Raw genomic sequence first — 13,106 nt, 5'->3', positions numbered from 1 at the left:
ACCGCTGGCCGCGCGCCACTAGCCGCGCGTGACGGGCGCCACGTCGGCCCATTCTTCGTCCGAGTAGAGCCGCGAGCGCACCAGAAAGCGCTGGCCCTCCGCGCTGTCGAGCGAGAACGCGCCGCCGCGGCCGGGCACGGCGTCGATCAGAAGCTGCGTGTGCTCCCAGTACTCGAACTGCGCGGCGCTCATGTAGAACGGGCAGCCATCGATCTCGCCGAGCAGCACGTCGGCGCCGCCGACCATGAACTCGCCCTGCGGGTAGCACATGGGCGCGCTGCCGTCGCAGCAGCCGCCCGATTGATGGAACATCAGCGGCCCGTGCTTGGCGCGCAGGGTGGCGATCAGGGCCTGCCCCGCGGGCGTGACGAGCACTCTCGGTGTAGTCATCCGACATCTCCTTCCGTCAGGGCGCCGCAGATCGTTGCGCGCGCAGCGATCTGCGGCGGTGGCGCGGCCACGACGGGCCGCGCCACGGCTTCGTCAGAAGAAGCCCAACTTCTTCGGGCTGTAGCTCACCAGCATGTTCTTGGTCTGCTGGTAATGGTCGAGCATCATCTTGTGATTCTCGCGCCCGATGCCGGACTGCTTGTAGCCGCCGAAGGCCGCATGCGCGGGGTAGGCGTGATAGCAGTTGGTCCAGACGCGGCCGGCCTTGATGGCCCGGCCCATGCGATAGCAGGTGTTGACGTCGCGCGACCACACGCCCGCGCCCAGGCCGTACAGCGTGTCGTTGGCGAGCGAGAGCGCCTCGTCGGTGTCCTTGAAGGTCGTCACGGCCACCACCGGCCCGAAGATTTCCTCCTGGAACACGCGCATGCGGTTGTTGCCCTTGAACACCGTGGGCTGCACGTAATAGCCTTGGCCCAGCGCGCCGTCGAAGGTGGCGCGGGCGCCGCCGGCCAGCACCTCGGCGCCTTCCTGGCGACCGATGTCGAGGTACGACAGGATCTTCTCGAGCTGTTCGCTCGAGGCCTGCGCGCCGATCATGGTGTCGGCGTCCAGCGGATTGCCCTGCTTGATCTGCGCCACCCGCGCCAACGCGCGCTCCATGAAGCGCTCGTAGAGCGACTCATGGATCAACGCGCGGCTCGGGCAGGTGCAGACCTCGCCCTGATTGAGCGCGAACATCACGAAGCCCTCGATGGCCTTGTCGAAGAAGTCGTCGTCGTGCGCGCCGACGTCCTCGAAGAAGATATTGGGCGACTTGCCACCCAGCTCCAGCGTCACCGGAATGATGTTCTGCGAGGCGTACTGCATGATGAGCCGGCCGGTGGTGGTCTCGCCGGTGAACGCGATCTTGGCGATGCGCTTGTTCGATGCGAGCGGCTTGCCGGCCTCGAGCCCGAAACCCGTCACGATGTTGAGCACGCCCGGCGGCACCACCTCGGCAATCAGCTCGGCCAACATCAGAATGCCCAGCGGCGTCTGTTCGGCGGGCTTGAGCACCACGCAGTTGCCCGCGGCCAGGGCGGGCGCGAGCTTCCACGCCGCCATCAGGATGGGGAAGTTCCACGGGATGATCTGGCCCACGACACCCAGCGGCTCGCGAAAGTGATAGGCGACCGTGTCGGCATCGATCTCCGAGAGCGATCCCTCCTGGCCACGGATCGCCGACGCGAAGTAGCGGAAGTGATCGACCGCGAGCGGAATGTCGGCCGCACGGGCCTCGCGGATGGGCTTGCCGTTGTCCCAGGTCTCGGCGGTGGCGAGCTGCTCGAGGTTGGCTTCGATCAGGTCGGCGATGCGCAGCAGCACGCGGGCACGCTCGGCGGGCGGCGTTGCGCCCCAGGCGGGCGCGGCCTTGTGCGCGGCGTCCAGCGCCATCTCGATGTCGCGCTCGCCGGAGCGGGCATGGCGCGAGAGCACCGCGCCCGTCACCGGCGTCAGGTTGTCGAAGAATTCGCCCGTGGCCGGCTCCACCCACTTACCGCCGATGAAATTGCCGTATTGCGATTTGATGTCCAGGGGCGTGCCGTAGGTATCCGGCGCGAGTCGGGTCGCGATGTCCATAGCCTTGTCTCCATTATTGTGTGCGGCGCCGCATTGCGCCGCGCCTGACAGGGTTCAAGCAAAGCCCATGCCAGATCGCCCGAAGGGCCTCGATCCGGCCCCGATCGCGACGCCGGACCGCGTCTTTACAGGGCCGGGCCGTGCATGCGAAAGTGAGGCCGTCGCTGCCGGGCACCGGCCGCCGCACCGCGTTGTCGCAGATCGCGACAACGTCGCGCGACACGCCCGCGACGCGACAGCGCTCGCAGTACCGATTCCGCCGGCGTCGCAGAACGCCGCAACCCCAGCATGGGCCGCGCGCTCGCGCAGGTCCTCGGAGACATGCCATGGACCGCCACGCGCCTTCCGGACTCGCCACCGCCCGCCTGCTGTTCGCCGAACAGGGCGCGGTGCCTGGCGGCATCGTGGCCGAACCCATCCTGCGCTCGTGGCGCCGCTGCGCCGAGCTGGGTCACGACATGCGCCGCCTGCGCCCCCAGGAACCCCTCACGTCGCCCGAACTGCGCGCCGCCCAGGAGCGCAGCGATGCGCTGCGGCGCATGTGCCGCCCCGTGCTGGACATGCTGGCCGCGAGCGCGCCCGGACGCGACGGGCTCGTGATCCTCACCGATGCGCAGGGCCTGGTGCTCGACACGCGCGGCGACCCCGCCTTCGCGTCACGCGCCGCGCGCGTGGCGCTGATGCCTGGCGCGCGCTGGGACGAATCGATGGCCGGCACCAACGCCATCGGCACCGCGCTGGCCGAGAACCGCGCCATCGCCGTGCACGGCGGCGAGCACTTCTTCGACGCCAATCACATCCTCACGTGTTCCGCGGTGCCGGTCACCGATGCGCGCGGCCGTCTGCTCGGCGTGCTCGACCTGTCCGGGCCGGCGGGCGCCGTGCCCCACGCCCTGGCCCGCGTGCGGCAGGCAGTAGACCTCGCGGAGCACACGCTCTTCGAACACGACTATGCGCACTGCACCCTGCTGGGCCTGCATGCGGATCGCAGCCAGCTGGGCACGCCTGCCGAGGCCGTCCTGGCCTTCGACGGCGACCTGCTGACGGGCGCCAATCGCCACGCGCGTGCCGCCTTCATGCTCGACCCGGCCGCCGTCGGCGTGCTGCGCTACGGCGATCTGTTCGAAGGCAGCCCCGATACCTCGGACACGCTGCGCCGCACGGTGTCGGGAGAATGCTGGCAGGCCCGCGTGCGCGCCCCCCTGCGCGCCGCGGCCACCGGGCAAGCGTCCGATCTCGCCGCGTGGTCGAGCGCGCCGGAGGGTGCGCTCGATGCGGGGCGGCCCGTCGAGAGCACCGCCCGGGCACTGGTCCCGCACCTCGCCCGGCAGGCGCCGCAGCCGCGCGCGCCCGCCCGGCGCGAGCCCGCGGCCTGCTTCGACGAACAAAGCCGTGCCGCGCTCGCGCGTGCGGTGCGCATGCAGAACGCCGGCGTCGCCGTGCTGCTGCAAGGCGAGACCGGCACCGGCAAGGAGATGTTCGCGCGCGCCATGCACGCGCGCAGCCTGCGCGCGGACCGGCCCTTCGTGGCGGTGAATTGCGCGGCCTTGCCCGAGAGCCTGATCGAGGCCGAGCTGTTCGGCTACGAAGACGGCGCGTTCACGGGCGCCAGGCGCCACGGCAGCAAGGGGCTGCTGCGCCAGGCCGAAGGCGGTGTGCTGTTTCTCGACGAGATCGGCGATATGCCGCTGGGGCTACAGGCGCGTCTGCTGCGCGTGCTGCAGACGCGCGAGGTCGTGCCGCTGGGCGGCGCCCACGCGGTGCCGCTCGACGTGGCGCTCGTCTGCGCCACGCATCGCCGGCTTGCCGACCACGACGCCGAACCCGTACTGCGACCGGATCTGTACTTTCGCATTGCCGAGTACACGGTCACGCTGGCGCCGCTGCGCGAACGCGCCGATCGCACGATGCTGGTACGCCAGCTCTGGCGCACGCTGGCTCCCGAGTTCAGCCTGCCCGACGATCTCGCGGCGCGGCTGGCCGCGCACGACTGGCCGGGCAACGTCCGTCAGCTCGTCTCGGTGCTGCGCACGCTGGCGGTGCTGGCGGAAGAGGGTGGCGTGGCGCGTGCCGACATGCTGCCGGCCGATCTGGGCACGCCCGCCCGCGCCGCGCCCGACACGCTCGCCGCCCTGCAGGACGATCGCATCGACGCGGTGCTGCGCCAATGCGAGGGCAACGTCGGCCAGGCCGCGCGCCGGCTGGGCCTGCACCGCAGCACGCTGTACCGCCGTCTGCAGGCGCGCCGCGGCGCCCACTGATCCCGCCGCACCATGAAAAACGGGCTGCCGAGCAGCCCGTGGCGATGCGATGGCGCGGCGCTCACTGCATCATGATGCGCGCCAGCTCGACGCCCGGATCGGGGGCACGCATGAAGGCCTCGCCCACCAGGAAGGCGTCGACCTTGTGGTCGCGCATGAGCTTGACGTCTTCGGGCTTGAGAATGCCGCTCTCCGTGACCACGCGCTTGCCGTCCGGGATGCGGGGCAGCAGGTCCAGCGTATTTTGCAGGCTGGTCTCGAACGTGCGCAGGTTGCGATTGTTGATGCCCAGCAGCGGCGTGTTGAGCGTGAGCGCCACCTCGAGCTCGGCGGCATCGTGCACCTCGACCAGCACATCCAGGCCGAGGTCGAACGCCACCTGCTCGTACTCGCGCAACTGCGTGGGCGACAGCGCGGCCACGATCAGCAGCACGCAATCGGCGCCCATCGCACGGGCCGAGATGATCTGATAGGGATCGACGATGAAGTCCTTGCGCAGCACCGGCAGCGAGCACGCGGCGCGTGCGCGGCGCAGGTTGTCGTGCGAGCCCTGGAAGAACTGCACATCGGTGAGCACGGACAGGCAGGCTGCGCCATGCGCCGCATAGGTGGACGCGATGGCGGACGGATCGAAGTTCTCGCGCAGCACGCCCTTGGAGGGCGATGCCTTCTTGATCTCGGCGATCACGCCCGGCTTGCCCGCGGCGATCTTGTCTTCGATCGCCTGGGCAAAGCCGCGCACGTCCTGCCTGGCCTGCGCCTCGCGCAGCAGTTCGGCTTCGCTGCGCAATTGACGTGCGGTGGCGACTTCCTCGGCCTTTACGGCCAGGATCTTCGCGAGGATATCGTTCATTTTTGGAATTTCCGGGTGTAAGCGCAGAACTCTTCCAGCTTCGCGCGGGCCGCGCCGTTGGACAAGAGCTCGAACGCCAGTGTAAGCGCCGCGGGGATGGACTCGGCCTTGTTGCCGGCATAAATGGCCAGACCCGCGTTCAGGGCAACGATGTCCCGCGCGGCGCCTTCGACATTGTCCAGCGCTTCGATGACAAGTTCGCGCGACTGATCGCGATTGGACACCTTGATACTCCGATTGGACATCATGGATAGCCCGTAGTCCTCGGGATGAATCTCATATTCCCGCACGACGCCGTCCTTGAGCTCACCCACCAGCGTGGACGCGCCGAGCGAGGCCTCGTCCATGCCGTCTTTGCCATGCACCACGAGCACGTGGCGCGAGCCCAGGCGCTGCAACACGCGCACCTGGATGCCCACCAGGTCGGCGTGGAACACGCCCATGAGCTGGTTGGCGGCGCCGGCGGGGTTGGTCAATGGACCGAGGATATTGAAAATGGTTCGCACGGCCAGCTCCTTGCGCACGGCCGCGATGTTCTTCATCGCGCCATGATGCGCCGGGGCGAACATGAAGCCGATGCCGGTGGCCGCGATGCACTCGGAGACTTCCTCGGGGCCGAGTTGCAGATTGGCGCCCAGGGCCTCGAGCACGTCGGCGCTGCCCGACGACGAGGACGCGCTGCGATTGCCGTGCTTGGCGATCGGCACGCCCGCGGCCGCGGCCACGAACATGGCGGTGGTCGAGATGTTGAACGTGCTGCTGCCATCGCCACCGGTGCCGCACATGTCGAGCAGGTCTTCGGGGTTGGGCGTGACCACGGGGGTGGCGAACTCGCGCATCACCTGCGCGGCCGCGGTGATCTCGCCGACGGTTTCCTTTTTCACGCGCAGGCCCATCAGCAGCGCGCTGGCGATCTGCGGCGACATCTCGCCGCGCATCAGCATGCGCATGAGATGCAGCATCTCGTCGTGGAAGATTTCGCGGTGTTCGATGCAGCGCACGAGCGCTTCGGTGGGAGTGATCGTCACGTGGGGGCTCCTGGATGGGTCAGAGATTGAGGAAGTTGCGCAGCATCGCGTGGCCGTGCTCGCTCAGCACCGACTCCGGATGGAACTGTACTCCGTACAGCGGCAGCGTCTTGTGGGCCACGCCCATGATGTCGCCGTCGGGCGCGGTGGCGGTCACGCGCAGCTCGTCGGGCAGGGTGGCGGGATCGATGGTGAGCGAGTTGTAGCGGATCACCGTGTAGGGGGTGGGCAGGCCGGTGAAGATGTCGGTGCCGGTGTGCGAGATGCGCACGGTCTTGCCGTGCATGATCTGCTGCGCGCGGACGATGTCGCCGCCGTAGGCCGCGCCGATCGCCTGGTGCCCCAGGCACACGCCCAGGATCGGCAGCTTGCCGGCGAACTCGCGGATCGCGGGCACCGAGATGCCGGCCTCGGCCGGCGAGCACGGCCCCGGCGACACGCAGATGCGGTCGGGCTTGAGCGCGGCAATCTCTTCGAGGGTGATCTGGTCGTTGCGCGCCACGCGCACGTCTTCGCCCAGCTCGCCGAAGTATTGCACCAGGTTGTAGGTGAAGGAATCGTAGTTGTCGATCATCAGCAGCATGTCTGTCTCGCTTGTTTCGGTGCGGGCCGCGGGCCCTGAAGAGGCTCGGGGCTCAGATGGGCTCATCCAGGCCGTGCTGGACCTGCTCGGCCGCGCGCAATACGGCGCGCGCCTTGGCTTCGGTCTCGGCCCATTCGGCTTCGGGATTGGAATCGGCCACGATGCCGGCGGCCGCCTGCACGTAGAGCGTGCCGTTCTTGATGACGCCGGTGCGGATGGCGATGGCCACGTCCATCTCGCCGCCATAGCTCAGATAACCGGCCGCGCCGCCGTAGATGCCGCGGCGCACGGGCTCGAGCTCGTCGATGATCTCCATCGCGCGCACCTTGGGCGCGCCGGTCAGCGTGCCGGCCGGGAACGCGGCGCGCAGCACGTCCATGCTGCTCATGCCCGGGTTGAGATTGCCGGTCACGTTGGACACGAGGTGCATCACGTGGGAATAGCGCTCGATCGCCATCGTGTCGCTCACGCGCACCGAGCCGGTTTCCGCGACGCGGCCGACGTCGTTGCGCGCCAGATCGATGAGCATGACGTGCTCGGCGATCTCCTTCGGATCGGCGCGCAGCTCGGCCGCCAGGGCCTGGTCTTCTTCGGGGGTGGCGCCACGCTTGCGCGTGCCGGCCAGCGGGCGGATGGTGATCTGCGACTTCGGCACGTCGTTCTCGACGACCTGCTCCTGGCGCACCAGGATCTCGGGCGAGGCGCCCACGACCTGGAAGTCGCCGAAGTTCCAGAAGTACATGTAGGGCGAGGGGTTGAGCGAGCGCAGCGCGCGGTACAGCGACAGCGGCGAATCGCGGAACGGCTTGGCGATGACCTGGCCCACCTGCACCTGCATCAGGTCGCCCGCGGCGATGTATTCCTTGGCGCGGTGCACGGCCGCGAGGTAATCGGCCTTGGCGAAATCGCGTCGCTCTTCGGTCTGCATGCTGGCGTGGCTATACGGGATCTCGACCGCGCGGCGCAGCCGGGCGCGCAGGTCCAGCAGGCGCTGCTGGGCGCGGCTGTAGGCCTCGGGCTGGGCCGGATCGGCATAGACCATGAGATAGATGCGGCCGGCGAGGTTATCGACGATCACGAGCTCGTCGACATGCAGCAGCATGATGTCGGGGGTGCCTTCGTCCATGCCGGCCGGGAACGGCTTGACCGCCGGGCCCAGGCGCGTCTCGATGTGGCGCACGGTGTCATAGCCGAAATAGCCGGCCAGGCCGCCGCAGAAGCGCGGCATGCCCGGACGCAGCGCCACCTTGAAGCGCGCCTGGTACGACTCGATGAAGGACAGCGGGTCGCCGTCGTGGGTCTCGACCACCTTGCCGTCGGTCAGCACCTCGGTGTGCGTGCCGCGCGCCTGGATCACGGTGCGGGCCGGCAGGCCGATGAAGGAATAGCGCCCGAAGCGCTCGCCCCCCACCACCGACTCCATCAGGCAGCTCATGCGTCCGCCCTGAGGGCCGCTGTGGGCCAGCTTGAGATAGATGGCCAGCGGGGTGTCCAGGTCGGCGTAGGTCTCGGCGACCAGCGGGATCCGGTTAAAGCCTTGGGCGGCAAGCGCCTTGAATTCGATTTCGGTCATGTCGGTCTGGGGCGGTGAGGGTTGCGACAGACCGGGCACGCATGTGAAAAAGCCCGGTCCTGTTACGGTTCCGGGCTTGGCTTTGCTGGCTTTACAGCTTACGGCGCTGGCGCGGTGTGCGCGTCAGGGCCGGGAAGGGAATCATCGCCACCCGGAAGACAAACGCCACCAACGCCACGAGGCGTTGCGCATTTGGTTCGAGGGGCGAGCGTTCATTGATTCGAGTGTCTGGCTGAGTAAGGAGACGCCGGGGCTTCGTGCCTGGCGTCGCCGTCCGGGGTTACTGCTTGGCTACCTGGCTCGGCTTTCTGGATTATTCGGCCGCGGCCAGTGTGGCGTTGCGGGCGGAAATCCAGTGGGCGGCGTCAAGCAGCGTGTCAACTATACCATCCACATCCAGCGAGCGCACGTCCATCCCTTCGTTGTAGCCGTAGGGCACCGCGAGCACCACCGTGCCGGCGCGGCGGGCGGCCAGCGCGTCGTTGATCGAATCGCCGATCGTGATGGCCTCAACCGGAGTCACGCCCAGCGTGGCGCAGGCGTGCAGCACCTGATCGGGATCGGGCTTCTTGGCGGCGCAGGTATCGCCGCAGACCACGGTGTCGAAGAAGCCGGCCAGGCCCGTGCGTTGCAGCAGCGGCAGCGTGAATTCGGTGGGCTTGTTGGTGACCACGGCGAGCTTCAGGCCCTGGGCGCGCATGGCCTTCAGGCCTTCGATCACGCCGTCATAGACCCGGGCCTTGTCGCCATTGACGAGGTGGTAGTGACGATGGAACGAGGCGCGTCCCTCGGCATAGCGCGCATCTTCGGGCGCTTCGGCCTCGAGGCTGCCGGCCAGCGTGCGGCGCACGAGGTTGTCCACGCCCTTGCCCACGAACGTGGCGATGACGTCTTCGCGCAGCGGCACCATGCCAAGCTCCACACGCATGGCGTTGGCCGCGTGGGCGAGATCGGGAATGGAGTCGAGCAGCGTGCCGTCGAGGTCGAGCAGGACGGCGAGCAGGGGCGTGGCGGACACAGCGTATTCCTTGCGGTATGGGTCAGGCGGAAAGGGATTCGGCGCGGGCGATCTCGGCGCGCATCTGGTCGATCACGGCCTTGTAGTCGGGCTTGCCGAAAATGGCCGAGCCGGCCACGAAGGTGTCGGCACCGGCCTGGCGGATCTCGGCGATGTTGTCGGTTTTCACGCCGCCGTCGACTTCGAGCAGGATGGGCTGGCCACCGGCACGGGTCCAGGCGTCGATGCGGGCGCGGGCCTCGCGCAGCTTGGTGAGCGTGGACGGAATGAACGACTGGCCGCCGAAGCCGGGGTTGACCGACATCAGCAGCACCAGGTCCAGGCGGTCCATCACGTAGTCCATGTAGCTCAGCGGCGTGGCCGGGTTGAACACCAGACCGGCCTTGCAGCCGTGGTCGCGAATCAGTTGCAGGGTGCGATCCGGGTGGCGGCTGGCCTCCGGGTGGAACGTGATCATGTTGGCGCCGGCCTTGGCGAACATGGGCACGATGTCGTCCACCGGCTCGACCATCAGGTGCACGTCGATCGGCACCTCGACATGGGGACGGATCGCCGCACAGACCATCGGACCGATGGTGAGATTGGGAACGTAATGGTTGTCCATCACGTCGAAGTGAATCCAGTCGGCGCCCGCGGCGACGACGTTGCGGACCTCTTCGCCCAGGCGGGCGAAGTCGGCGGATAGAATGCTGGGAGCGATGCGGGTGGAGGTGGCCGGCGTGGACATGGTGATCGGGATTTCCGGGGGCATAATGTGCAATTATTGCAGCTTGCCGCCCCGGCCCGGGAGCGCCGTTACTTCTTCGCCCCCGGCCGGCCGCATTCGCACTGCGCGATCCCCTGCATTCATCCCTCATACGCCACACTGGGAAAGGCCTGTGAAACCTTACGATCTGACCGTATCCGTGACCCCTCGATTCGTGCCGGAGCAGTCCGATCCCAGTCAGCAGCAATACGTATTCGCCTACACCGTGCGCATCACCAACACCGGCTCGAATCCGGCCCAGGTGATCAGCCGTCACTGGATCATCACCGACGGCAACCAGCAGGTGCAGGAAGTCCGTGGTCTCGGCGTGGTGGGCCAGCAGCCGCTGCTGGCGGCGGGCGAGACCTTCGAATACACCAGCGGCTGTCCGCTGCCGACCCCGGTCGGCACCATGCGCGGCACCTATCACTGCGTGGGCGAGAACGGCATTCCGTTCGAAGTGCCGATCGAGGAGTTCGTGCTCGCCATGCCCCGCACCCTGCATTGACCCCGCTGGCGCACCCCGCGCCGGCCGCAACCCGATGTTCCGCCCATGAAGCGCCTCCTTAGTCTGTCTGTGCTGTCGGTCTTGCTGGCGGCGTGTACCACCCCCTCCAGCATCCCGCCCGACGAGCGTCCCGGCACCGTCACGCCCGTGCCGACCGATGGCCCGCTGGTCGTGCCCTCGGTCTCGGCCCTGCCCGACACCCCGGCGCGCGCGCTGGCCGGCCGCTATCAGCGCGCCAACTACAGCGAACTGCCCGGCTGGGACGGCGACGACCTGTCGCGCCTGTGGCCTCTGGTGCTGCGCAATTGCAAAGGCCTGATGCGGCCCACCAGCGGCAACCTCGCGGCGCCCGCGCGCGCCACCCCGCGCGCCTGGCAGCCCGTCTGCGCGGCGGCCGCCGATCCGGCCCGCGCGCCCGCCGCGGGCGACGCCGCCGCGGTACGCCGTTTCATCCAGACCTGGTTGCAGCCCTGGCGTGTGCTCGGCACCGACGGCCGCCCCGCCACCAACACCGTCACGGGCTACTACGAGCCGCTCGTACGCGGCTCGCGCGAGTCGGGTGGCAAGCACCAGTGGCCGCTGTATGCCGTGCCCGCCGACCTGCTCACGATCGACCTGGGCTCGGTCTACCCCGACCTGGCCGGCAAGCGTGTCCGCGGCAAGCTCGATGGCCGCCGCGTCGTGCCCTACGACACCCGCGCCTCCATCGAGGCGTCCGACCGCAAGCCGCCCGTGCTGGTGTGGGTCGATGATCCCGTCGATAACTTCTTCCTGCAGGTGCAGGGCTCGGGCCGCGTGCAGCTCACCGAAGGGCCCGACGCCGGCAAGACCATCCGCGTCGCCTACGCCGACCACAACGGTCAGCCCTATGTGTCCATCGGCCGCTGGCTGATCGACCGGGGCGAGCTGCGGGCCGATCAGGCGTCCATGCAGAACATCCGGGCCTGGGCCCAGCGCAATCCGGGCCGCACGCAGGAAATGCTCAACGCCAATCCGGCCGTGGTGTTCTTCCGCGAAGAAGCCGTGACCGATCCCGAACAGGGCCCCAAGGGCGCCTACGCGATTCCGCTGGCCACCGGCCGCTCGATCGCCGTGGATCCGACCTTCGTGCCGCTGGGCACCCCGGTGTTCCTGTCCACCACCTATCCCGCTTCCGAGCGCCCGCTGCAGCGCCTGGTGTTCGCTCAGGACACCGGCACCGCGATCAAGGGCGCCGCCCGCGCCGACTTCTACTGGGGCTTCGGCGACGAAGCCGGGCAGCAGGCCGGGCGCATGAAGCAGCGCGGCCAGATGTGGCTGCTGTGGCCCAAGCAGGCTGGCGAACCGAGCGCACGATGAAACACCAGATCCTGATCTGCGGGGCCGGCATCGTCGGCCTGTCGACCGCCCTGGCGCTGGCGCGCCGCGGCCAGCGCGTGGCCGTGCTGTCGCCGCGCAACCAGATCGCGCCCGCCGCGGCCGACCACTACCACCCGCGGGTCTACGCGATCTCGCCCGCGAGCCAGCGTTTCCTGGCCGAGCTCGGCATCTGGGACGCGATGCCGCAGGCACGGCTGATGCCGGTCACGGCCATGGAAATCCACGGCGACGGCGACGGCCGCGTCGACCTCAACGCCTGGCAGGCGGCGCAACCGCAGCTCGCCTGGATCGTCGAGGCCGGCGAAATCGAACGCGTGCTGATCCAGGCCGTGCAGATGTTCGGCATTCCGTGGATCGACGAGCGCTGCACGGGCTGGCGTCCGGGCGAAGTGCAGACCGACGGCGGCCGCACGCTGCAAGCCGAGCTGTTCGTCGGCGCCGATGGCGCGGCGTCGCCGCTGCGCGAGGCCGCCGGCATGAAGCACGAGGCCACCTCGTACCACGACATCGGTCTGGTCGTGCACCTGGATGCCGAACGCGCGCACCAGGGCACCGCGATCCAGTGGTTCCGCGACGACGGCGTGCTGGCGCTGCTGCCGCTGCCCGACACGAGCGCCGGCGCCCAGGTGTCGATGGTCTGGTCGATGCGCGAAGAACCCGCCCGCGCGCTGATGGCGCTTGCGCCCGAAGCCCAGACCGCCGAACTCGAACGCCGCCTGGCGGACGCCACGCATGGCCGGCTGGGCGCGTTGCGCGTGCGCAGCAAGCTGCATGGATTTCCGCTCACGCTGGAACGCGCGCAGATGGTCGCGCCCGGCATCGCGCTGGCGGGCGACGCCGCGCACCGGCTGCATCCGCTCGCCGGCCAGGGGCTCAACCTCGGCCTCGGCGATGTCCAGGCCCTGGCCGAAACCGTGGCCGCGCGCGAGGCGTACCGCGAAGCCGGCGATCTGCGCGTGCTGCGCCGCTACCAGCGCGCCCGCGCCGAGCCCGTGCTCGCCATGCGCCTGGCCACCGACGGCCTGCATCGGCTGTTCGCCTCGCGCGCCGCGCCGCTGGTGTGGCTGCGCAACGCGGGCATGCATTGGGTCGAGGCCGTGCCTTTCGTGAAGCGCCAGCTCATCGAAGGCGCCTCGCGCAACTAATCCGGTCAGGGCGCGGTCTC

General features: G+C 69.0%; 12 protein-coding genes. 4 read left to right on the top strand and 8 right to left on the bottom strand.

Annotated elements, in window-relative coordinates; translation table 11 throughout:
• Nucleotides 1–18: 18 nt before the first annotated feature.
• Together CEK29_RS00900 and adh are read right to left on the bottom strand one after the other, a co-directional pair.
• Nucleotides 19–390, bottom strand: a complete 372-nt coding sequence (locus CEK29_RS00900) for a DUF779 domain-containing protein (RefSeq protein ID WP_094798341.1) — start codon at nucleotides 388–390, stop codon at nucleotides 19–21.
• 93 nt (nucleotides 391–483) lie between these two features.
• Complete coding sequence (gene adh, locus CEK29_RS00895) at nucleotides 484–2,013, bottom strand: aldehyde dehydrogenase (RefSeq protein WP_094857097.1); 1,530 nt, start codon at nucleotides 2,011–2,013, stop codon at nucleotides 484–486.
• 326 nt (nucleotides 2,014–2,339) lie between these two features.
• Between adh and CEK29_RS00890 the strand changes: the two genes are divergently transcribed.
• Nucleotides 2,340–4,274, top strand: coding sequence for a sigma-54-dependent Fis family transcriptional regulator (locus tag CEK29_RS00890; RefSeq protein WP_094857096.1), 1,935 nt, complete (start codon nucleotides 2,340–2,342; stop codon nucleotides 4,272–4,274).
• Nucleotides 4,275–4,335: 61 nt separating this feature from the next.
• Here the strand turns inward: CEK29_RS00890 and trpC are convergent, their stop codons facing one another.
• From trpC to rpe, 6 genes are all read right to left on the bottom strand, one after another.
• Nucleotides 4,336–5,127 carry an indole-3-glycerol phosphate synthase TrpC gene (gene trpC / locus CEK29_RS00885; protein WP_094798338.1) on the bottom strand — a complete coding sequence of 264 codons (792 nt, stop codon included), beginning with the start codon at nucleotides 5,125–5,127 and terminating at the stop codon, nucleotides 4,336–4,338.
• Nucleotides 5,124–6,155 carry an anthranilate phosphoribosyltransferase gene (gene trpD, locus CEK29_RS00880; protein WP_094798337.1) on the bottom strand — a complete coding sequence of 344 codons (1,032 nt, stop codon included), beginning with the start codon at nucleotides 6,153–6,155 and terminating at the stop codon, nucleotides 5,124–5,126. Before trpD ends, trpC begins: the two co-directional genes overlap by 4 nt.
• 19 nt (nucleotides 6,156–6,174) lie before the next feature.
• Nucleotides 6,175–6,738, bottom strand: a complete 564-nt coding sequence (locus CEK29_RS00875; protein WP_094857095.1) for an anthranilate synthase component II — start codon at nucleotides 6,736–6,738, stop codon at nucleotides 6,175–6,177.
• A gap of 52 nt (nucleotides 6,739–6,790) precedes the next feature.
• Complete coding sequence (trpE, locus tag CEK29_RS00870) at nucleotides 6,791–8,311, bottom strand: anthranilate synthase component I (protein ID WP_094798335.1); 1,521 nt, start codon at nucleotides 8,309–8,311, stop codon at nucleotides 6,791–6,793.
• A gap of 313 nt (nucleotides 8,312–8,624) precedes the next feature.
• Nucleotides 8,625–9,329, bottom strand: a complete 705-nt coding sequence (locus tag CEK29_RS00865; RefSeq protein WP_249278920.1) for a phosphoglycolate phosphatase — start codon at nucleotides 9,327–9,329, stop codon at nucleotides 8,625–8,627.
• Between the two features lie 22 nt (nucleotides 9,330–9,351).
• Complete coding sequence (rpe, locus tag CEK29_RS00860; RefSeq protein ID WP_440588295.1) at nucleotides 9,352–10,080, bottom strand: ribulose-phosphate 3-epimerase; 729 nt, start codon at nucleotides 10,078–10,080, stop codon at nucleotides 9,352–9,354.
• A gap of 127 nt (nucleotides 10,081–10,207) precedes the next feature.
• Between rpe and apaG the strand changes: the two genes are divergently transcribed.
• Genes apaG through CEK29_RS00845 form a run of 3 tightly spaced genes read left to right on the top strand, consistent with a single transcriptional unit; the run spans nucleotide 10,208 to nucleotide 13,086 of the window.
• On the top strand, nucleotides 10,208–10,582 hold the full coding sequence (apaG, locus tag CEK29_RS00855) for a Co2+/Mg2+ efflux protein ApaG (RefSeq protein WP_094798333.1): 375 nt from the start codon (nucleotides 10,208–10,210) through the stop codon (nucleotides 10,580–10,582).
• 45 nt (nucleotides 10,583–10,627) lie between these two features.
• Entirely contained in the window at nucleotides 10,628–11,920 is a 1,293-nt protein-coding gene (mltA, locus tag CEK29_RS00850; RefSeq protein ID WP_094857093.1) for a murein transglycosylase A, read from the top strand.
• On the top strand, nucleotides 11,917–13,086 hold the full coding sequence (locus CEK29_RS00845; protein WP_094857092.1) for a UbiH/UbiF family hydroxylase: 1,170 nt from the start codon (nucleotides 11,917–11,919) through the stop codon (nucleotides 13,084–13,086). Before mltA ends, CEK29_RS00845 begins: the two co-directional genes overlap by 4 nt.
• The last annotated feature ends 20 nt before the right edge of the window (nucleotides 13,087–13,106 follow it).

The sequence above is a fragment of the Bordetella genomosp. 5 genome (genome assembly GCF_002261475.1).
Taxonomy (GTDB): domain Bacteria; phylum Pseudomonadota; class Gammaproteobacteria; order Burkholderiales; family Burkholderiaceae_B; genus Bordetella.
Note: the sequence above shows the minus strand (reverse complement) of the source record. Positions and strands in the feature narration are given on the sequence as shown.